This is a genomic window from Fructobacillus papyriferae, from assembly GCF_018437225.1.
GTDB classification, from domain to species: Bacteria; Bacillota; Bacilli; order Lactobacillales; family Lactobacillaceae; genus Fructobacillus; species Fructobacillus papyriferae.
Genome location: NZ_JAAMFI010000001.1, coordinates 365,975 through 384,801, shown reverse-complemented (window position 1 = coordinate 384,801; position 18,827 = coordinate 365,975). Strand labels below are relative to the sequence as shown.

Below are 18,827 nucleotides of genomic sequence, written 5' to 3'. Positions count from 1 at the left end.
ATGGCCAAAAGCAAATATGAGACTGCGATTTTGATCGGTCAACCCTTGACGGAGGATGCTTCTGGCAAACTCTTCGTTGCAGAAGGGGAGAAGTCGCATCCTTGGCGGATTGGTAAGCATACCAAGGGGAAGCTTTTAGGTCCTGGACAAGTCTTTTTGACTGAGCAAAACCAGAAAGTTCGCCTGGCTAAGGTCGAGCCTCTGTCCTTCAAAGACCGTCATGATTATCAACCGATGGGGCGGTTCACGAAGGAAATGCTGGACTAAACGTCTGGCATCGCCTCTGATTTTTAGTCAAAGATCATATACAAATTGATTTAAAAAGTCTCCGAACGACTTGTTCGGGGACTTTTTTGCTTGTCTTAGAGTCCTTTTGAAAAGCGTTTTCTTTTTGTATAATGAAGAGACGAACATTTGTTTGCAAAAATCGGAGGCCATATGCTGTCATTTATCCACGCCGGAGACGTTCATCTCGGCAATCCCTTCACTGGACTGTCGAAAGACCTACCCAATCAATTTTCCAAAGCCATCCAGGAGGCTGGCTATCAAGCTTTTGACGCCCTGATCGAACGGGCAGTGGCGGAACAAGTCGACTTCGTCTTGTTCCCTGGTGACTTGTTGCATGGGGCCGGACGGTCTGCCAAGGTCCAGGCAACGCTGGTTCGAGGCTTTTTGACACTGCAGGAAGTAGGTATCCAAGTGCTGCTATCATTTGGTAATCACGATTACGAAGCCTTCAACACGTTGATAGAGAGCTTGCCCGAAAACGTCCATGTTTTCGGACAGCAGGTTGAAGAGAAAATGCTACGGGCCAAAGATGGGCAAAGCGTCGCCTTTAGCGGCTTCTCCTATGCTGATCGCGCTGAAAGGCGGGACCGCTTGGCGGAATTTTCGGTGAAAAATGGTCAGGCTGACTATGAAATCGGACTTTACCACGGCTCGGTGGGCCAAAGCGGGGATGACTATGCGGCCTTTGCCATTCAGGATATGCTAAAGAAGGGCTATGACTACTGGGCCCTGGGCCACATACACGTTCGCCAAATTTTGTACGAAGAGAAAACGATTGCCTATTCTGGCAATTTGCAGGGACTCAACCGAAAGGAAGAGGGGCCGAAGGGAGCCTTGCTTGTTCGAGAGCGCCAGGGTGTTTTACAGCCTGAATTCTTGGATCTGGCACCGGTTCGCTTCGAAGAAGTAAGCTTTGATAACGTGTCCTCCTTGGTCGAGCTCGTCCAGCAAATGAAGGACCTACGATTCGAGAAGAAAAGCTTCCTTTCCGTTTGTTTGACTGGTCGGATTGGTGAAGAAGTTCGTGAGGCCTTTACTCGCGGTGATCTGCTCGAGCAGGTTCAACATGCAATGGGAAAGGAAAACTTTTGGCCCATCCATGTCGACTTGGCAGAAGTCGAGGTGAACGAGCAGCCGGCCTTTGCCTCGGTCAGTTTTGAGCAGGCCATTGACGAAACGGTGACAAGTGAGCTGCTTCAGGCCCATTTGTCCAAGGAAGTCCCTTTGGAAGTTCGCGATTATTTCAATCAAGAAGAAGGTCAGGCGGCCGTCCGACAGGCTTTGCAGCGCCTTTTTGCACAGGGAGGTAAGCTAGATGAAAATTGAGCATATCCACATTAGTGGCTTTGGCAAATGGACGGATGCCGACTTTGATTTGAAAAACGATTTTCAGGTCTTTTTTGGGGAAAACGAATCGGGAAAGTCGACGTTGAAGGCCTTTCTTATTGGTATTTTCTTCGGCTTTCCAAGAGGCGGCAAGAAGGCGCAGTCCTATGAGCCACGTTCGGGTGCTCGTTACGGTGGTGCGGTAACGATTGCCTTGCAATCAGGCCGCTACAGGATTGAACGTTATGACCGGACCAAATCGACCTTGACGGTGACCAGCTTGTCCAATGATTTGGTCTTACCCAACCCGGAAAAGTTCTTGGTCAAACTCTTTGCACCTCTGGAATCCGTTGATTTCGAGCAGATTTATTCCTTTGACGAATCGGAATTGGCCAAAGTGGCTTCCTTGACGGACGAAGACCTCGAGCAGGTACTGTTGACCTACACCCGGCCCCAGGCGCAGCGCTTTTTGGCCTGGGCCAATAAGCAAGCCGAGGCTGGCCAGTCCTTATTTGCAATGGGGAAAAACGCCAAACGACCGCTCAACCTGGCCAACCGGGCATACAAGAGGCTGCAAGATAGTCGTGCAGACGAAGAGACGGCCTACGCTTCCTATCAGCAGTTGGCAGCTCAGGAGACAACGTTGCGCGACCAATTAGCCAATTACGCTGCGCAAATCACCGTCCGCCAGTCCGACCTTGCTGCCCTTAGGCAGGAGCTCCAGAACTGGCCGATCTACCGAGAAAAATTGCAAAAAAAGCACGCGCAAGCTACCCCACAAAAAAGCGGTAGCCAGTCCTTTACTCCTCCCAGCGGCCAGCCTCAAGTCGAACGGGCCCAGGCTCAACAGATTCGGCAACTCGACCAGTCCGGCCGTTTTCTTAGCGAACAAGTCGCCCGAATCCAGGCCGAACTGCAACAGCTCCAAGCTGACATCGCCCGCCCACAAAGTGAGCGGCCCGCCGTTCAACCGATCCGCGCCAGGCTATCAGAGTGGCAGGCGGTCCAGGCGCGAGCACAGCAGCTCTTTAGCAATTTTTCGTCCATTCATCAGGCCTTTGAAAAAGGCCTTCCTAAAAGGCTGAGCAAGCAAGAACGCCATATTCTGAAACAGTCGCTGAAAGGCTTAACTGTCGGGGCCATCTTGTCAGGGATTGCCTCGATTCCCATCCTGCTGACTGGCTTTGCAAATTGGCTAGGGAGCACACTCCTGGTATTGGCAGCCGGTCTTGCGATTACACGTTTTCAAAAGCAGAATCAGCAGATGCGAATTCTTGATCGTTTTGCCCCCCTTAAACTCGACCAAGTGTTGGCCAAGCAGGATGTCATTCAGCAGGCTAACCAGGACCAGGAAGACTTCCGTCAGCTAAGCGAAAAACGTGATCAGCTGGACCATGAATTGCTTGGGTTGCTCGTTCAAAACAACTTGGTCAGCCGAAATGACAGCCAATACTGGGCCAATGGCCAGGCTGCGCGCTGGGCAGAAAACTGGCTGGCCGAACAGGAAAAGGGCGACGAAGGGCAAGCACAAAATGCCTTGCGCCTGAAGGAAGCGCTTCGCACCGAAGAAGAACTCCGTAACAAGCTGGCCGAGAACCAGAGACAGTTGAGCGAAGCTTTGGCCGTCTTTGGTTTGAGCGACGTGCAGACCTTCTATGAGCTGGCGGAGGCAAGCGAGCAGGCCGAACACGAAGCCTCACGTCAGTCAATTATCGCCGAGCAGTTGGGCGAAGAACTACTCAGAACGCTCCAGCAGCGCGAGCAGCGTGATGGTGAGCAGGCGGAGAGTCGACTGAAAGAAGAAATCGAGCAAGCCCAGCTGGCACTCGACCAGTCTCAAGAAAAAGAACGCCAAGCCCAACAAGAGCTGGCTAATTTACAAAGCCAAAAGGCTCAGTTTGAGCGGACGGGCGGTCTGGCTGCCTTTGAGCAGGAGGAAGAAAACCAGAAGACCGACCTAAAAGAAAACTTCAGCCGTTATCTGGCTTTGTCTTTGGCAGAAGAGGTCGTCAAGAAGGCCTTTCTTGGCAAAGAAGATCAGCAGGCCCAGGCCGTTTTAGAACGGGCCTCAGCCTACTTGGCTCAATTGACCGAAGGAAGCTACCAGACGATTGGATTGGTCAAGGGACAGCTAACGGTTTCGGGTGAAAATGACCAGATCTTCCAGCCGTTCGAGCTTTCATCCGGAAGCCGTGACTTGCTCTTCTTAGCCCTGCGCTTGGCCTTGGCCTCGACGGTCCACGAAAAAGAGCCATTGCCACTCTTGGTCGACGATGCCCTTGTTCATTTGGATGAAAAACGTAAGCAAGCCAGTCTGGCGCTCTTAAAAGAGCTTTCCTCTGATAATCAGATTCTCTACTGGACCTTTGACCAGCAGCAGGCGGGTGAGGGGGCAATTGAGCTAGCGGCTCATTGAGAAACATGGTGCTTCTAACGTTTAATTAAACGATGTCTGCACACAAAAACAGCGACCCGATTTTCATCGGATCGCTGTTTTTCTTGGTCATTAGTTATTCAAGCCAGCCTTGTAGTAGCCCGATAAGGCCGTCTTCAAATCTGAATCCTTAACATTGACGTTGGCTTTGTTCAACAATTTTCCAACGATTTTCTTCATTTCGTCCTGGTTATTGCTGTCGTTAATAAAGTCGTTGGTGATCTTATCTTTTAGCTTTTGTTCCACTTTGGATTGGGCGGGCTTTTCATCCATGCTGTCCGTGCGTACCACGTAGTAGATGCCGTTTGACGCCTTCACCGGAGAAGTAGAGTAGTCACCCGCTTCTTGATTAAAGCCGGCCTTACGAATTTCAGAATCAACGGATGTATTCGTTGAGTCAAAGGCAGGCATTTGGCCAGTTCCCGAAACCGCTGAATTCTTCTGGGAATACTGGTTATAGACGTCATCCCACGATGAGCCAGCATCGAGTTCGTCGATGGCAGCCTGGGCATCGTCTTCGCTCTTTGCAGTAATTAAGGAGACTTTTGTGTCTGGTACATAGTTTTCGTAAGCCTCAGCTAATTGAGCGGAAGAGATCTTATAGTTTGCTTTGACAGCGGCCTGCATGACTTGCTTGTCGCGTAAGGTCTTTTTATATTGTTTGACACTCATTCCGGATTGGCTTAAGTATTCCTTGAATTTTTCATCGCCGTACTGAGCTTTTAATACTTGGTACTGCTTGTTCACATCGGAATCAGTGACTTGCTTGCCATAGTTTTTGTCTAAGACTTTGTTAACCACCATCTGAGCAAAGACCTGGCGGCCAGCAGCTGATTGCTTGACTTCGTCATAATAGTCGGCTTGCGTAATCTTTCCGTTATCGGTTGTTGCCAAAGTCTTGGAACCGTTGACGGCCAAGTAAGTCAAACCAGAAACGAAAACAATGGCAATGACGCCCCAAATAAGTTTACGGTGCATGTTGATGTGTCCTCTCATCTCTTGATAATCCCTACCATTCTAACATAGGCGAAAGGGATTGGCTCATGAATCGTGCTTGGCCAAGGTTTCTTGAATACGGGCTAGGGGACCCTTGATTTTGAACTGATACCGGTTGACGTCGCGCTTGATCGCCTCAATATCTTTTTGACTATCCTTGATGGCCCGTTGCAGTGTGGCGCCTTGTTTTTTGGCCTGCTTTTGCAAGGCGTTGATTTCTTTTAGTTGTGTGATGATTCGTTTAACGTTTTCAAAAGCCATTAGGACAACGCTTTCTTAATCTGGTCGGCTAGTTCTTGATAACGAGCATCGTCGTAATCTGCTGAGTGGTCGATTGTTGGCACGAGCGTTTCGTTCAAGTGATCATCGTCAAATCGGGGGATCAGGTGCCAGTGCGAGTGCATGACGGTCTGTCCAGCTGATTCGCCGTTGTTTGATGAAATGTTCATCCCGGTAATCTTTGGATTTGTCTTGCGGATAGCCCGCGCCAACTTTGGTAGGGTTAAGAGAACTTTTTGGGCCGTTTCATCGTCATAGTCGAAGATGTTGTCAACGTGCTTCTTGGGAACCAAGAGCGTGTGGCCTGGGGTTACCTGGGAAATGTCCAAGAAAGCCAAGACGTCAGCGTCTTCATAGACTTTGTATGAGGGGATTTCACCCTCAATGATTTTGTCGAAAATATCTGCCATAAGAAGTACTCCTTTTTTGGTTTTTCTACTATATATTATAGCAAAGTCAACAGGGCCTGGTATAATGAAGACCATGGGATTACATATCGACAATTTGACAGCCGGCTATGCCGGCCAAACCGTGGTCTCGGACCTGACCTTTGCGGTTCCAGCTGGACGAATCGTGGCCTTGATTGGCTTGAACGGGGCTGGTAAATCGACGACCTTGAAGCAAGTCATTGGTTTAAAGCGCCCTTTGGCCGGTTCGTTGACCTTGGACGAGTTCTCTTTGGAAGAGAATCCAGCCGCCTACAAGAACGAACTGGCCTACATCCCCGAGCAGCCCGTTTTGTATGACGAGCTGACTTTGGATGAGCACCTGCATTTGGTCTTGGCTGCGCACAAGCAAGACGATGCGGCCCACTGGGCTCGTGTCGAAGAACTCTTGGCACTCTTTCGCTTGACCGGCAAGGGCCACTGGTTGCCCGTGCATTTTTCAAAGGGAATGCGGCAAAAGGTGATGCTGGTTTCGGCCTTTGCGCTCGATACCAAACTCTTGGTCATTGATGAGCCTTTCTTAGGCTTGGACGTCTTGGCACAAAAGCAGCTAATTGATCTGATGAAGGAACGGGCAGCGGCCGGAACGGCGGTCTTACTCACAACCCACTTGCTCAGTCAGGCGTCCGCCTACGTGGACGACTTTGCCTTGCTGGAAGAGGGCAGGCTAAGCTTCTTCGGTTCGGCCGAAGCGTTGGCTTCTTCTCATCATTTGTCTGAAAGTGATTTGGATGCGCTCTTTTCATGAGTCAAGAAAAGCAAACAATTGAATTGGAAAAGTTATACGAAAGCCGCAGCCAGCAAAAGCGGACCGAAACCAAGAGCTACCTAAAGCTGCTCTTCAACGACCATTTCATCGTCTTTTTGATGATTGCCTTTGGTGGCCTTGTTCTGCTTTACCGGCATTATCAGGCAGAGCCTTTGGCGCTCTTTGGCAGTGCTCTTTCAGTCTGGCAGCTGCTTTTGCTTGGTATCTTGCTGGCCGGGCTAATGCTAGGTCACGTCCAGACTTATCTGGAAGAGGCTGACCGGGTCTTTTTACTTGGGGCCGACGACTTCTTGGTGAAAGACTACTTGCCTGCTGCCTTTCGTCAATCGCTTTGGTCCTGGCTGCCGGTTCAGGCGATCATCTGGCTATTAACACTGCCGCTGCAAACGCGTGCCGGCTTGCCTTTTGTCTGCCAGGTGGGACTGCTCTTGCTGCTCGTGTTAACCAAAGCCTATGGGCTCTTTTTTGAGTACCAGAAGTTGTTCTTGCTCTACCCAAGCGGCCAGCGGACTGTGGCTTTTTCTGCAGCCATCGCACAAGCTAAGCAGCAGGAGAATCGCCGTTACCGCTTCTTTGCCTTGTTCGCGCAAGTGCCGGGGCGGTCGGTTGCGATTAAGCGCCGGGCTTATTTGGATTTTATACTGAGCAAGATCACTTTTGGCAAGCGGCCATTTGCAGCGCTCGCTTTTCGGCAACTGCTCCGCTATGACGGGGCCTTCAACCTGGTCTTTCGGCAGTGGTTGTTGGTGATTTTGTTGCTTTTTGTCCTCAGAGGACAGGCGGCTTACTGGCCAGTTTTGGTCGTTTTGGCTTTCCTTTATTTGGCCAAGCGTCAGCTGCGTTCGGGTCTTGATCGCAACGATCAAGTTCTTTGGACGCGCTTGCTCTTTTCAAATGAAAAGGCACGAAAGCGGGACTTTAACATCGCGGTGAACTGGTTGCTTTGCCCATTGACCGGGCTGCTGGTGCTGCTCAGCCTTTGGCTGTTTACGATACAAACAGCCGGACTGATGTTCTGCACCATGGTGGCCATGCTAGCCATTACCCATCGAAAATAAGAAAAATGTTCAATATTGAAGGAGAATTCTGATGCATTTACGTTCAAAACCATGGGCCAAGCCTTGGCTTGAGGCCCACACTGATTTGGTCATCGACCAAAACCGCGCCCAAGAACAAAAGGGCCACTGGCAAGATGTTTTTGATAAAAAACAGCCCATCCACGTCGAGATTGGTTCCGGTAAGGGACAGTTCATTTTGGGGATGGCTTTGGCGCACCCTGAAATCAATTACATCGGAATGGAAATTCAGGAAACGGCTGTGGCGATTGCGGCCCGTAAGTCCTTTGACCAAGTTGGGGTTTTGCCTAACCTCCGATACCTCTACGGGAACGGTTCGGGTGTCGAAACTTACTTTGAGAAGGCGGAAATCCAAAAGATTTACCTGAACTTCTCTGATCCATGGCCAAAGACCCGTCACGAAGCTCGTCGTTTGACTTACAAGTCTTTCTTGTCTTCCTACAAGGCCGTCTTGCCTGAAGGTGGCGAAATCGAATTCAAGACGGATAACCGTCACTTGTTCGAATACTCCATGGTTTCCTTCATGGACTTTGGTATGCGCTGGACGCCCGAAGACTTCACGCTCGACTTGCACGCCGATCCAGACAAGGTCGAAGGTAACATCAAGACCGAATACGAAGAAAAGTTCCTGGCCAAGGGACAGCCAATCTACAAGATTAAGGCGCATTTCTAAAAGAAAAAAGTACGCAAAAATCCCTCGATAATCTCGGGGGATTTTTTTCGTTATTAGACACTTTTACGACCTTTGTATAACATGCGTCAGGCCTGTTGTATTAGGGTTTTGAAGGGGTTATACTGGCGGTAGTTAAAGGCAGTTTTGTTAGTAGAAAGGAGGATTTAAAAAATGGAAAATCCAAAATTTTTTGATGACGAAATGATTAGCTTTGAAGATGACGAAAAAACACTAGCTATTAAGTGTTCAACTAAAAATTGAGAAGGCGCATCAGAATTATCTTGAAAGGCAAACATTAACCTTTGAGTAAGTAATTAAACTGAATGGCCTCGAAGATGCGATTTCAGTAAGAGAGAAAAATGAATAAAACAGAATTTTACCCAGTTGGAACTGTTCTTTATTTGAAGCAAGGAACGTTGAAATTAGTCGTTTTCGCTCGCGGACAACTGCTCGAAAATGAAGAGGATGAACTACCTACTTACTACGATTATTTAGGCGCTATATATCCGCAAGACTATGAGACTGAGCGCCTGTATTATTTTAATGCGGAAGATGTGGATTCTGTAGTATTCGAAGGCTATTCGGATGATGATGGACAGCGATATCAAGCTGTATTGAGCGAATGAAGGCGAATATCAGAAAGGTAACATTGTGGGTGTAGAAGATGATTATGAAGACGAATAAACACTCAACCGGCCAGCTCTACGGTATTCGTTTCAATCAAAAAACCGGTATCTCTAATTGGATTACGCCATATGGTTGGCTACATTATGACAAAAAGTGGTATCTCGTAAAATACCAAACACCTCGCTATATCGTGAAGTGGTTTCCTTTTCTGATTAATCTGTTCCCACATGATGCGTGGGAAGTGAAGAAAAAGGAAGTTTATAACATTGCGGGTATTGGAGAAACACCGGAACCACAAATTAAGCGTAATAAAAAAAGTAATGATATTTCTTATTATGCAGCACCAAGTGCGTTAGCTGGGCTTACCGGATTTTTATCAATTTTCCTGCCCAATGACAATTATCTTGCGCATGGTGAAGCGATGATTACAGTTGCGATTTTTAGCATCATTCCACTGTTGCTATTTGTTTTGTTTTTTACTTTTTGGCGTAAACACAGCAAAAATCAGAAGAGAAAACTGGATAATGATAGAAAAAAATTGGAGGAATTTGTTGCAGAAAGAGCAGGAAATATGGTGGCTTCGAAAGTGTTTTTCCGATTTCCGATGACGAGTTCGATATTAATAAAGTTTATTTCACGACTGTTAGTTCTTTTATTTTGCGGTTGCTTTTGGTTACTACTGTACTTACAACTGAATACGGTTCCTGAACATCCAAACACGGTTTATTGGGCGCTTGTTGGTCTGATATTTGCAATTGAAAATTCAATTGGAATTTGGGCTTGGGTAAACGTTCCTTTGCTGCCTTTGAAACATAAAAATTTCTCGATAAAGCATGTTACTGTGCAGGAGGCAATGAAATGAGACACTTTTCTATGTATGATAAGTCATATTCTGTCGTTCTGGACGGGAGTGTGAATATTCAGCAAAATGATCAAGTGAATTCCCCGTTTGGATATTACAATCGATCGCTGAATCATTGGGTGAGAGATAACGCTTTAGGAATAAAGTATGTTTCTCGTCGCGCGGGGAATGCCTCGAAAATATCTTTTGAGAATGTTTATGCGATGCATACAAAGAGTGTTGCTAATCGTGAATTTGAGAAAAGAGTTTTAAGAGATAAAGTCGGACGCTTCCTTAAGGGTTCGAACGCCACGAATGCACAAATCGTAAAGCAAAATATTCAAACATCTTCTGTTCGACAAGGTGTTGGTAAAGCTGGTTCTATGATTGCCAAAGGCTCTTCCGAATCGATTGTTGGAATTCCACTAAGTACTGCCATTGATTTGGCTGTTGGACCTCATACTAAGAAATTCGCTAAAGAAACTATAGGAAAGAATGTATCGGTGGGATTGGTTTCTACGTCTCTAACTGTTGGTGCTGCGGCTATAATGGGGGTTGCTCTTCCAATTCCTGTAGTTTTAGGAGTTGGGGCTGGTGTTGCGATGGGAAATGATGCGTTACGACGCAATGTTCCCGCTGTTCGCAACTTCGAAAACCGCATTGGCGAAGGTGTCCTTGATACTTACGACACCTTGAAAGTCGGTGCCGCTCGCGTTGCTAAAAATGTTGAAAAAACTTACAGCGTCGTCAGGTCTTCGGCCCAAATTCTGATTGACGATGCAGCGCTATCCAAAGCGATCCGCGAGTTGCAAGCTGCAAAGGAACCGTTGTTAGAAATTCAACGAATCAACCGAAGTATTGTGCCAGAAATGAACGAAGATTTTGGACGAATTACCAGGTTGGCGTATAACATTCCGACAATCACGCATGCCGATATTCAAGAAGTGGTGCAGAGTTATCGTTTGTCCGTGGATGCCAATGTGGATCATGCAGCGATTGCCGAAGTGGAACACGACATTCAAGCAGAGTTGAGGTTGCTCGACGACATGATTGTTGCTATCCGGAATGTGATGGCGCACAGCCACCAGCACGATCGTGAGTGGGCGAATAAGTTCAGTTCAATGTAAAAAATTTAGCCAAACAAAAAGCCCCATTCGGGGCTTTTCTCATCTCTTACTTGCTTTCATCCTCATCACGCAAAAAGTTGCGCATGTTGCGGAAACCATCGATGGCCAGCTTAGCTGACAGTTGGTCAGGGAAGCGCTGAACGTGGACGTTAACAATGTCGGAGTTAGCAAAAAGTTCGACGCGGTGCACCAAGTAATGAGGGGTGGAGACACCAGCCGAAAGGGAGATAACGTCGCCGGTTTGTGGACGAACAGGTAAGGACACGTCCGTTTCGACGCGAGCTGAAGCGACAATGAAGTTATATTGTACCATTGGATGATGCCTTTCAGATGATTTGGATTGCGTGTTACACGGGCCTTCTAAAAAGAAGGAACACTCTTATTGTATTGGACTCAGTATAAAATGCAAACGATAAACATTTGGGCAATGCAAAATAGGGAAGCCTTGCTTTTTTAAAAGTTGCCACTTTCCGATAGGGCAAAGAAAAACACCCTAGTTTCTTAATCGAAATTAGGGTGTTTTTTTATTGATTTGCTACTAATTTGCTACACAATGCGTATAAACGTTGCTATACCAATAAGGTGTAATGCACTGAGGGGGAGTCGAACCCTCGACCTGCCGGGTAGAAACCGGCTGCTCTATCCAGCTGAGCTACCAGTGCAAATTTATAAGGAATACGTCTTAGTTTAGCAAAAAAATCGGGTAAAATAAAGAGAAGGATAAAAAAGAAGAGGTCGTCAATTGATTGATTTGGCGGCTTTTTGAAGACGTCTTTTAGAAGAGAAATGTTATCCTTGTTATTGACTAGAAATTCCAGGATAATCATTTGGTAGCAAAGGAGATGGAAATGTTATCGTATCTTTATCTTGCCTTAGCGGTTATTGCCGAAACCACTGGTACGGCTTTGATTGGCCAAACGAATGGTTTTACAAAATTATTACCAACTTTTTTGACATTGGCTTGCTACGGGCTTTCGTTCTATTTACTAGCACTTGTTGTAAAATCAATTCCCGTCCATTTAGCATATGCCATTTGGTCGGCTAGTGGTATACTTATTATCACGAGCTTAAGTGTGCTTGTCTTTAAGGCGCCGTTGAATTGGCAGACCATCCTTGGTTTAGCCTTTTTAATCGTCGGTGTGATTTTGGTCAATCTCTTTGGGCGCGTACATTAACATTTCTCAAGGAAGCCTGTCCTTGAGCATATTGAGGAGGAAACATGGCAGAGAACAAAACCGCAACTGGCTTCACCTGGCCAGAAGTTAAGGAAAACATGAAGCAAATCTTCACTTGGTCATATTACAAGGAAGGTTTCTCTGGATGGGACCGCTCATCATACGTATGGTTGGCAATTGGTCTAGTTGTCATTATTTCGACGGGATTGGCTCACGGCCTGAACTACTTGTCCGTGATGTCGATGCTTGGAGGAGCGATCGGCTTCACTTGCACCTTGGCCATTACGGCTAACCGTCGAATCAACGGATTGTTAGGTTTCATTTCCGCTATCTTGATCTCGATTGTGGCCTTCCACTCGAAGAACTATTCCGATATCGTGATGCAAATGATTTACTTGATCACTTTGGATTTGAACTTTATGTTCTTCGGTAATGCTTGGCAAAACCGCAAGATTAAGCCAATGGGGCAACGGGGTTGGGTTGTTGCCGCAACAACTGCCGTGATTGCCTTTATCCTGCTTTACATTATGGATACTCAGATTTTGATTTCGCCACGTCCCGTCATCGATGCCTTTTCGGCAACGATCGGAATCACCGGTGCGGTGTTGACGGTTTCAAAGTACCGTTCACAATACTGGATGTGGGCTTTGCAGGGAATCCTGTCGGTTTCACTTTGGGGCCTTACGGCTTTGCAAGGAGACGCCAATTGGGTACTTTTTGCAACTTACATCCTTTACTTGGGAAACGATGTCCTTGGTCTGTTCTTCTCACCATGGGCTCGGGCTATCAAAGCAGCAAAGTAAAAGGCTTGGTGATTTTTTAATCACGAAAAATAAAAAAAGCAAGCAAGAGGTTGATTATTTGTCAGTTAGGACAAAAAATCAACCTCTTTTGTCATTTCGGGACAAAAAAGAGGCTACTATTAGAAGACCTTGCTATACTCAGCGTGAAAAAGTTTACAAAAGACGATAACGAAAGAAGGAAGAAAGATGAGTAGAACAATTGACGCTCGGGTAATTCGCTCTCGCCTTGCGATGCGCGAGGCTGCTTTAGACCTCTTGACAGAATCGGACCATTTTTCGATTTCAGAACTTCTGACCGCAGCCCATGTGACGAGGGGAACCTTTTACCGCCATTACTGTAATAAGCAAGATCTGGTGAATGACGTCAATCACTACATCGTGCGAACTTTGTTGGAAGGCAATCAAAACGGCTTTGCCTGTCATCGGATTGTGGAATTGATTGCGGAGCGTGCCCCTTTTTTTCACGAAGTTTTTAATCACCAGAAGGATACCGAGTTACTCTTTTTATTGATGATGACGTTGCGAGAGCAACGAGACGACGCATTGCAGCAGTTACGATCTTCTGCTTTAAAAACGCGGATTATTTTTCAATGGGAGATGATGACGGCTGCTTACTTTGCCGCGGTTTCGCTTTGGCTAGAAGAAGGAATGCCCTTTTCCACCATTGATTTGGTGATGGAATTCAAGTCTTTATGGAAAGGAACTTCGGGAAAGACCAAAAAATCTGCGCAAGCGTTGTTTGATTTTTCAATCGGCGTTCCAGAAGACGAAGAAGAAAGCGTGGCGGAAAACAGAAGTGATATGCTTTCTTCCATCATGAAGCAAAGTGAAATCGATCAAGGCGCTAAGAAAGTTTTCGAAGAGCCGGTGGAACCCCGCACAACAAAAGAGACGGTGCTTGGCAAATTATAAGAATCGCTTTTTGCAATTCAACGCATTCCTTGCTATACTTAATGAGTTGTTAGCGCAGCTACAACCACACGATGCAGGTAGAAGAACGTTTTAAAACCGCCTCGTATCGGTGAGTCTAAGTATAAAAGGAGAATTCAATAATGGCATACGCAATTATTGTAACTGGCGGCAAGCAATACAAGGTCGCTGAAGGCGACACCATCTTTGTTGAAAAGTTGGACGCACAAGAAGGCGACAAGGTTGTCTTCGACCAAGTGGTCTTGACTGATTCAAAGATCGGTACACCTTTTGTTGAAGGTGCTAAGGTCACTGCAACGGTGGAAAAGCAAGGTAAGGAAAAGAAGGTTGTGACTTTCAAGTACCGTCCTAAGAAGCACTCCCACACGAAGCAGGGACACCGCCAACCATACACGCGCGTGACGATTGATTCCATCGCGTAATCATCACTGTAAAAGGAGAATAGACTTATGTTGATGAATCAAGATAACTTACAACTCTTTGCCCACCACAAGGGTGGTGGATCATCTGCCAACGGACGTGACTCAGCTGGTCGCCGTCTTGGTACGAAGGTAGCTGACGGTCAAGCATTGACTGCTGGCTCAATCATCTACCGCCAACGTGGTACGCACATCTACCCAGGCATGAACGTTAAGCGCGGAAACGACGATACGCTCTTTGCTTTGACTGATGGCGTTGTAAAGTTCGAACGTAAGGGTCGCGACAAGCGTCAAGTTTCCGTTTATACTCGGGAAGAATACAACAAGTTGGCCAAGGCCTAAATTGTTGGAAAAGCAGGCAATGCCTGCTTTTTTTGTTGGTTAATAAGATTAAAAAAACATCATAAAAAGTCGCTGAAAGCTTTTTAATGGCCATTTGATAAATTATTGTGATCGAAATGTGTTACAATGACCGAAAGTAGAAAAAACAGGAGGCAGCATCATGGCATTTTATGAAAAACGAATTGGACGTCTGCAAAAGTTATTGAAACAACTGGATTTGCAAGGGATGATCATTACCAATGGATCAAACATGCGGTATTTGACCGGCTTTACCGGCGGAACGGGTGATGGCGTGCTGGTTGTGTCTTTGGCAGATGCTGCCTTCATTACGGATGCCCGCTATGAAAACGAATATTTGAATACCTTGCCTGAAGGAGTATCACTTTCTATCACCCGTGCTTACTATCAAGTAGCCGTCGAAAAAGTGGTTTCCTTTGGCGTGAAAAAGCTTGGTTTTGAAGCCGAATTGCCTTTTTCGACTTATCAGTTGCTGGATGATCTTTTACCAGCAGACATCTCCTTTGATGCCGTTCCTGGTGCGGTTGAAGCACTTCGGGAAATTAAAGATGAAGCGGAAGCGGAGGCGTTGAAAAAAGCGGCTGAAGCGTCAACGAAGGCCTTTAATGATTTGTTGAAGGAAATCAAGGTCGGCATGACCGAACGCGAGGTAGCCAACCGCCTAGATGCGCTACAAAAGCAGTATGGGGCTGATAAGCCTTCCTTTGATACGATCGTTGCCTCCGGTGCCCGCTCAGCCATGGCACATGGAACGGCGACTGACAAAAAACTTGAAAAGGGTGACCTAGTCACGATCGACTTTGGCTACTTTGTCGATGGTTATACCTCCGATGTGACACGCACCATTGCCATGGGCGAGATTGATCCGGAATTGAAGAAAATTTATGAGATCGTCAAGCAAGCCAATGAAGATGCTATTGATGTTGTGAAGCCGGGCTTGTCGACTGAAGAAGTCGACCGAGTGGCCCGCGATTACATCGATGGGGAAGGCTATGGCGCGTATTACAATCATGCGACCGGTCATGGCGCTGGTTTGGATATCCATGAAGGCCCCGTTTTGTCTTCTCGCTCGTCAGACGAGGTTCAAGAGGGCAATCTGTTGACCATTGAGCCTGGTATTTATCTGGCCGATAAGGGTGGTGTCCGAATTGAAGACGACATCTTGGTCACGGCCAATGGTCATGAAAATTTGACGGCTGGTATTACGAAGGATTTGGTCGTTATTGACCGATAAAAGTTGATCAAATCACTGCTTGTAAGCAGTGATTTTTTTCTTTTTTTAAGGCAGCGGATCGAAATAATGTTAAGATAAAAGAAAGGAGGCAGCGATGGAAACGATCTCGATTCGACACACCAATGATATGCATTCACACTTTGGCCCATGGCCGAAGATTAAGCGCTTTTTGCTGAAAAAAGGACCGGCCAATGGCACGGTTTTCCGCTTTGATATCGGCGATGCCATTGACCGTTTACACCCGCTGACCGATACGACTTTGGGCAAGGGTAACGTGGCCATCATGAATGAGGCAAAGTACACCGCAGCCACGATTGGCAATAATGAGGGATTGGTCATGTCTCATGAGGCCTTGAACGCGTTATATCACGAAGCCGATTTCGACGTGCTTTTAGCCAATGTGAAGGATCTGAAGACAAAGGCCCAGCCTGACTGGGCGAAGCCTTATCAAGTATATGAAACAGCAGCTGGCACAAAGTTGGCTGTCCTTGGCATGACGGCACCATATGAACAGACCTACCAGGCCCTTGGCTGGCTGCCAGAAGATCCTGAAGCAATCTTGGACGAATTCTTGCCTAAGATGCGACAAGAAGCGGACCTTGTCGTCTTACTCTCGCATTTGGGCTTGCCGACGGATCGCAAGTTGGCAAAAAAATATCCCGTTGATTTGATTTTAGGGGCCCACACACATCACGTCTTGCCGGAAGGTGAACAAGATAATGGCACCTGGCTTGCGGCCGCTGGCCGTTATGGCGACTACGTGGGCGAGGTCTTGCTGGATTTAGATGAATCACATCAAATCCAAGCTGTTTCGGTTAAAGCCTATCAAACGGCCGCACTACCAGCAAAGGAAGCGGATACCGTGGTTGTTGCTGCCATTGACCAAGCTGGTCAGGAAGCAGAAGAAAAACAAATGGCCACGACATATGAACCGGCAGTTTCAACGGATGAACAAGCAAAAGACTGCTTGAAGGCCCTGCAATCTTTTTATGATGAACCAGTTGCAGTTTGTTCGACCGGACTTTTTTTGAAAGATTTGCCAGCTGGGCCAAAGTCAAAAATGGACTTCTTAAATGATCTGCCACACACGATTCAACCGATGCTGATTACCTTAACCGGACAAGAGCTAATGGATTGGATGCAAGAGTATGAAAAAGCAGCTGACCGTTTAGTTAATCAGAAGATCAAGGGTTCTGGATTCCGTGGCCAAGTCTTTGGAAAAATGATTTCAAGTGGGCTTGGTAAGAACGAGTTCGATCAGTACACTTATCAAAATGAGCCGATTCAAACAGCGAAAAATTATCGAATAGCCACTTTAGATCACTACCGCTGGTTAGACTTTTTCAAGATGCTTGATGACGCACCAGCTCAGATTAATTTGGATGTCTTTTTGCGAGAATTGATGGCTGACTACTACCAAAAACTAAAAGAAAGAACAGACAACTTGATTGTCTGAAAATGACCTATGGATCACGCGACTTTAAAAGATAAGACCTTGGAGCAGCAGCTCCGCCGCCAAGAAGATTACACGGTTCATCGCTTTGGTAACGAGCTGACCATTGACGGATTGAAACTAACCCTTGTCTTCAACTTTAAAGAAGCCTTTACAGAAGAAGGGTTGGCGCTTCGTTATACGCCATTGTTAAAACAATATGACTATGTGGTTGGTGATTTATCCGCTGGGCAATTGCGCCTGCGGGGCTTTTACCACGAAGAACGGAACGTGTCGGCCGATCAAAAAATTGATACGCTAGCCGATTATTTGTATGAAACGGTCAATTTTGGTGCCCCTTACTTTATTTTGCAAAGCCAAAACAGTTCCTTCCGTCCAAGCAAGAAGACGGATTATTTGACTTACTTTGAAGAAGAGCAAAAAAAGCGCCAAGAGAAGCAAAAGAAGGCTGCCAACAACCGACACAAGAAGAACACTAACCGCCGCAATCGCACAAGCCAAAAGAAGGAAACGGCTTCTGAGAGAGGTAATTCCTCGCCAAAGAAGCGGCACCATCGTTTTACGGAACGGAAGCGTGGCGAAGAAGAATCGGCCAATCAAGGGCAGAGGCCAGCACAGAATGCCGCTAAGTTAAAACAAGGTGAACAGCCCAAGAAAAAGCGTCGTCGCCGCCGTCGTAGCAACCAGCATCAGGGCAACCAAGCCACTAGTCAGCAGGGACAGCAAAAGCCGTCTAATCAAAAGCAGCGGCGACAGAAGCTAAATGGCCAAGGTTCCGCCAAAACTGGACAAAAATCTCAGAAACAGACAAGAAATAAGACGAACAACAACAGTCAAAAGAAGCGGAACTTCACGATTAAGGAACGCCAAGACTAAGTTGCTTATTAAAAGAAGCTCACAGAAAGCTTCTTTTTTATGTTGAATTCGTTCTTGACTTATGGTAACCCTTTTAAATATAATTGGGTTACTCAAATAAAAGGGAGAGAATATGATGCACACAAAAGTCCGTGATCTAACTTTGGAGGCCGTCTTTTTGGCCCTCCTAATTGTCTTTGCTATGGTGCCGGGAATGACGCTTGGTTTCTTGCCAGTACCTGTTGTCATGCAAAATTTGGGGGTTATGTTAATCGCCCTGATTCTGGGTGCCCGCCGTGGTAGTCTGGTCATGTCGGTCTTCATCATTATGATTGCCTTGGGCCTGCCCGTATTAACGGGCGGTCACGGAGGGATGGCCGTTTTGGTTGGCCCAACAGCCGGCTACATTTGGGCTTGGCTTTTCCAGCCGGCTGTTTTTGCCTTTTTGTCAAGGTTTTGGCCTAAAAAAGGAGGGCAAATTCGGCCAGGGGTATTCCAATCGTTCGTCTTAATCTTTATGATTGACTTAGTATTGGTATACGGAATGGGAGCGGTCTGGTTGTCCTTCAGTTCGCACATGACCTTCGGTCAGGCATATCTGGGCAACATGCTCTTTGTGCCGGGTGATATTGTGAAGGTCATCTTGGCCACTGTTATCGTGAAGGCTTTGCCAGAAAAGTTGTTTCAATAAGTTCACTTATTAAAAAGAGGTTTTT

22 protein-coding genes, 1 tRNA gene and 1 other annotated feature are annotated in these 18,827 nt (G+C 46.7%); of the genes, 18 read left to right on the top strand and 5 right to left on the bottom strand.

All coding sequences use genetic code 11. The features are described 5' to 3' along the window. The 3 genes from G6R27_RS01915 to G6R27_RS01905 all read left to right on the top strand — a co-directional run bounded on the left by G6R27_RS01915 (position 1) and on the right by G6R27_RS01905 (position 4,030). Entirely contained in the window at positions 1-267 is a 267-nt protein-coding gene (locus tag G6R27_RS01915; protein WP_213819395.1) for a DUF7671 family protein, read from the top strand. A 171-nt stretch (positions 268-438) separates the two neighbouring features. Further along, positions 439-1,614, top strand: coding sequence for a metallophosphoesterase family protein (locus G6R27_RS01910; protein WP_213819394.1), 1,176 nt, complete (start codon positions 439-441; stop codon positions 1,612-1,614). Continuing rightward, positions 1,604-4,030 carry an ATP-binding protein gene (locus G6R27_RS01905; RefSeq protein WP_213819393.1) on the top strand — a complete coding sequence of 809 codons (2,427 nt, stop codon included), beginning with the start codon at positions 1,604-1,606 and terminating at the stop codon, positions 4,028-4,030. The genes G6R27_RS01910 and G6R27_RS01905 overlap by 11 nt, the downstream gene beginning before the upstream one ends. Positions 4,031-4,120: 90 nt before the next feature. On the opposite strand, the gene G6R27_RS01900 is transcribed toward G6R27_RS01905, so the two are convergent. From G6R27_RS01900 to G6R27_RS01890, 3 genes are all read right to left on the bottom strand, one after another. Beyond that, positions 4,121-5,026 (bottom strand): peptidylprolyl isomerase, encoded by a 906-nt coding sequence (locus G6R27_RS01900; RefSeq protein WP_213819392.1) that lies wholly within the window; start codon positions 5,024-5,026, stop codon positions 4,121-4,123. A 63-nt stretch (positions 5,027-5,089) separates the two neighbouring features. Continuing rightward, positions 5,090-5,305 carry a hypothetical protein gene (locus G6R27_RS01895; protein ID WP_213819391.1) on the bottom strand — a complete coding sequence of 72 codons (216 nt, stop codon included), beginning with the start codon at positions 5,303-5,305 and terminating at the stop codon, positions 5,090-5,092. Further along, a complete protein-coding gene (locus G6R27_RS01890) occupies positions 5,305-5,733 on the bottom strand; it encodes an HIT family protein (RefSeq protein WP_213819390.1) in 429 nt (142 codons plus the stop codon). The genes G6R27_RS01895 and G6R27_RS01890 overlap by 1 nt, the downstream gene beginning before the upstream one ends. Before the next feature lie 73 nt (positions 5,734-5,806). Between G6R27_RS01890 and G6R27_RS01885 the strand changes: the two genes are divergently transcribed. From G6R27_RS01885 to G6R27_RS01860, 6 genes are all read left to right on the top strand, one after another. Further along, a complete protein-coding gene (locus G6R27_RS01885; RefSeq protein WP_213819389.1) occupies positions 5,807-6,517 on the top strand; it encodes an ABC transporter ATP-binding protein in 711 nt (236 codons plus the stop codon). Next, the gene (locus G6R27_RS01880) at positions 6,514-7,596 is read left to right on the top strand and encodes an ABC transporter permease (protein WP_213819388.1); all 1,083 of its coding nucleotides are present in this window, start codon (positions 6,514-6,516) and stop codon (positions 7,594-7,596) included. Before G6R27_RS01885 ends, G6R27_RS01880 begins: the two co-directional genes overlap by 4 nt. Before the next feature lie 31 nt (positions 7,597-7,627). After that, a complete protein-coding gene (trmB, locus tag G6R27_RS01875; protein ID WP_213819387.1) occupies positions 7,628-8,287 on the top strand; it encodes a tRNA (guanosine(46)-N7)-methyltransferase TrmB in 660 nt (219 codons plus the stop codon). A gap of 359 nt (positions 8,288-8,646) precedes the next feature. Further along, positions 8,647-8,913: a DUF4176 domain-containing protein gene (locus tag G6R27_RS01870; RefSeq protein WP_213819386.1), complete on the top strand. Its 267-nt coding sequence runs from the start codon at positions 8,647-8,649 to the stop codon at positions 8,911-8,913. A gap of 44 nt (positions 8,914-8,957) precedes the next feature. Next, complete coding sequence (locus G6R27_RS01865; protein WP_213819385.1) at positions 8,958-9,776, top strand: DUF443 domain-containing protein; 819 nt, start codon at positions 8,958-8,960, stop codon at positions 9,774-9,776. Next, positions 9,773-10,882, top strand: coding sequence for a hypothetical protein (locus G6R27_RS01860; protein WP_213819384.1), 1,110 nt, complete (start codon positions 9,773-9,775; stop codon positions 10,880-10,882). The genes G6R27_RS01865 and G6R27_RS01860 overlap by 4 nt, the downstream gene beginning before the upstream one ends. Positions 10,883-10,928: 46 nt before the next feature. Here G6R27_RS01860 and G6R27_RS01855 read toward each other — a convergent pair whose 3' ends face one another. Further along, positions 10,929-11,195, bottom strand: coding sequence for a hypothetical protein (locus tag G6R27_RS01855; RefSeq protein ID WP_213819383.1), 267 nt, complete (start codon positions 11,193-11,195; stop codon positions 10,929-10,931). Positions 11,196-11,470: 275 nt separating this feature from the next. Next, positions 11,471-11,544: transfer RNA gene (locus tag G6R27_RS01850), tRNA-Arg, on the bottom strand. A gap of 165 nt (positions 11,545-11,709) precedes the next feature. Here G6R27_RS01850 and G6R27_RS01845 point away from each other — a divergent pair. The 9 genes from G6R27_RS01845 (at position 11,710) to G6R27_RS01805 (ending at position 18,802) form a co-directional block, all read left to right on the top strand. After that, entirely contained in the window at positions 11,710-12,057 is a 348-nt protein-coding gene (locus G6R27_RS01845; protein WP_230791125.1) for a DMT family transporter, read from the top strand. A gap of 44 nt (positions 12,058-12,101) precedes the next feature. After that, entirely contained in the window at positions 12,102-12,860 is a 759-nt protein-coding gene (gene pnuC, locus G6R27_RS01840) for a nicotinamide riboside transporter PnuC (RefSeq protein ID WP_213819382.1), read from the top strand. Between the two features lie 186 nt (positions 12,861-13,046). Further along, entirely contained in the window at positions 13,047-13,772 is a 726-nt protein-coding gene (locus G6R27_RS01835; RefSeq protein ID WP_213819381.1) for a TetR/AcrR family transcriptional regulator, read from the top strand. A gap of 52 nt (positions 13,773-13,824) precedes the next feature. Beyond that, positions 13,825-13,899: a sequence feature (ribosomal protein L21 leader region), on the top strand. Between the two features lie 13 nt (positions 13,900-13,912). Further along, complete coding sequence (gene rplU / locus G6R27_RS01830) at positions 13,913-14,212, top strand: 50S ribosomal protein L21 (RefSeq protein ID WP_010690655.1); 300 nt, start codon at positions 13,913-13,915, stop codon at positions 14,210-14,212. Positions 14,213-14,239: 27 nt separating this feature from the next. Further along, positions 14,240-14,551, top strand: coding sequence for a 50S ribosomal protein L27 (gene rpmA, locus G6R27_RS01825; RefSeq protein ID WP_274381120.1), 312 nt, complete (start codon positions 14,240-14,242; stop codon positions 14,549-14,551). Between the two features lie 160 nt (positions 14,552-14,711). After that, the gene (locus tag G6R27_RS01820; RefSeq protein WP_238480065.1) at positions 14,712-15,803 is read left to right on the top strand and encodes a M24 family metallopeptidase; all 1,092 of its coding nucleotides are present in this window, start codon (positions 14,712-14,714) and stop codon (positions 15,801-15,803) included. Between the two features lie 94 nt (positions 15,804-15,897). Continuing rightward, positions 15,898-17,259 carry a bifunctional metallophosphatase/5'-nucleotidase gene (locus G6R27_RS01815; RefSeq protein WP_213819380.1) on the top strand — a complete coding sequence of 454 codons (1,362 nt, stop codon included), beginning with the start codon at positions 15,898-15,900 and terminating at the stop codon, positions 17,257-17,259. Positions 17,260-17,268: 9 nt separating this feature from the next. Continuing rightward, entirely contained in the window at positions 17,269-18,132 is an 864-nt protein-coding gene (locus tag G6R27_RS01810; protein ID WP_213819379.1) for a YutD family protein, read from the top strand. A gap of 112 nt (positions 18,133-18,244) precedes the next feature. Continuing rightward, positions 18,245-18,802, top strand: coding sequence for a biotin transporter BioY (locus tag G6R27_RS01805; protein ID WP_213819378.1), 558 nt, complete (start codon positions 18,245-18,247; stop codon positions 18,800-18,802). The last annotated feature ends 25 nt before the right edge of the window (positions 18,803-18,827 follow it).

What these genes read in the sequence shown, in the direction of transcription:
- G6R27_RS01915 (WP_213819395.1), top strand. Translation starts at nt 1, where the DNA reads ATGGCCAAAAGCAAATATGAGACTGCGATTTTGATCGGTCAACCCTTG.
- G6R27_RS01910 (WP_213819394.1), top strand. Translation starts at nt 439, where the DNA reads ATGCTGTCATTTATCCACGCCGGAGACGTTCATCTCGGCAATCCCTTC.
- G6R27_RS01905 (WP_213819393.1), top strand. Translation starts at nt 1,604, where the DNA reads ATGAAAATTGAGCATATCCACATTAGTGGCTTTGGCAAATGGACGGAT.
- G6R27_RS01900 (WP_213819392.1), bottom strand. Translation starts at nt 5,026, where the DNA reads ATGCACCGTAAACTTATTTGGGGCGTCATTGCCATTGTTTTCGTTTCT.
- G6R27_RS01895 (WP_213819391.1), bottom strand. Translation starts at nt 5,305, where the DNA reads ATGGCTTTTGAAAACGTTAAACGAATCATCACACAACTAAAAGAAATC.
- G6R27_RS01890 (WP_213819390.1), bottom strand. Translation starts at nt 5,733, where the DNA reads ATGGCAGATATTTTCGACAAAATCATTGAGGGTGAAATCCCCTCATAC.
- G6R27_RS01885 (WP_213819389.1), top strand. Translation starts at nt 5,807, where the DNA reads ATGGGATTACATATCGACAATTTGACAGCCGGCTATGCCGGCCAAACC.
- G6R27_RS01880 (WP_213819388.1), top strand. Translation starts at nt 6,514, where the DNA reads ATGAGTCAAGAAAAGCAAACAATTGAATTGGAAAAGTTATACGAAAGC.
- trmB (WP_213819387.1), top strand. Translation starts at nt 7,628, where the DNA reads ATGCATTTACGTTCAAAACCATGGGCCAAGCCTTGGCTTGAGGCCCAC.
- G6R27_RS01870 (WP_213819386.1), top strand. Translation starts at nt 8,647, where the DNA reads ATGAATAAAACAGAATTTTACCCAGTTGGAACTGTTCTTTATTTGAAG.
- G6R27_RS01865 (WP_213819385.1), top strand. Translation starts at nt 8,958, where the DNA reads ATGAAGACGAATAAACACTCAACCGGCCAGCTCTACGGTATTCGTTTC.
- G6R27_RS01860 (WP_213819384.1), top strand. Translation starts at nt 9,773, where the DNA reads ATGAGACACTTTTCTATGTATGATAAGTCATATTCTGTCGTTCTGGAC.
- G6R27_RS01855 (WP_213819383.1), bottom strand. Translation starts at nt 11,195, where the DNA reads ATGGTACAATATAACTTCATTGTCGCTTCAGCTCGCGTCGAAACGGAC.
- pnuC (WP_213819382.1), top strand. Translation starts at nt 12,102, where the DNA reads ATGGCAGAGAACAAAACCGCAACTGGCTTCACCTGGCCAGAAGTTAAG.
- G6R27_RS01835 (WP_213819381.1), top strand. Translation starts at nt 13,047, where the DNA reads ATGAGTAGAACAATTGACGCTCGGGTAATTCGCTCTCGCCTTGCGATG.
- rplU (WP_010690655.1), top strand. Translation starts at nt 13,913, where the DNA reads ATGGCATACGCAATTATTGTAACTGGCGGCAAGCAATACAAGGTCGCT.
- rpmA (WP_274381120.1), top strand. Translation starts at nt 14,240, where the DNA reads ATGTTGATGAATCAAGATAACTTACAACTCTTTGCCCACCACAAGGGT.
- G6R27_RS01820 (WP_238480065.1), top strand. Translation starts at nt 14,712, where the DNA reads ATGGCATTTTATGAAAAACGAATTGGACGTCTGCAAAAGTTATTGAAA.
- G6R27_RS01815 (WP_213819380.1), top strand. Translation starts at nt 15,898, where the DNA reads ATGGAAACGATCTCGATTCGACACACCAATGATATGCATTCACACTTT.
- G6R27_RS01810 (WP_213819379.1), top strand. Translation starts at nt 17,269, where the DNA reads ATGGATCACGCGACTTTAAAAGATAAGACCTTGGAGCAGCAGCTCCGC.
- G6R27_RS01805 (WP_213819378.1), top strand. Translation starts at nt 18,245, where the DNA reads ATGATGCACACAAAAGTCCGTGATCTAACTTTGGAGGCCGTCTTTTTG.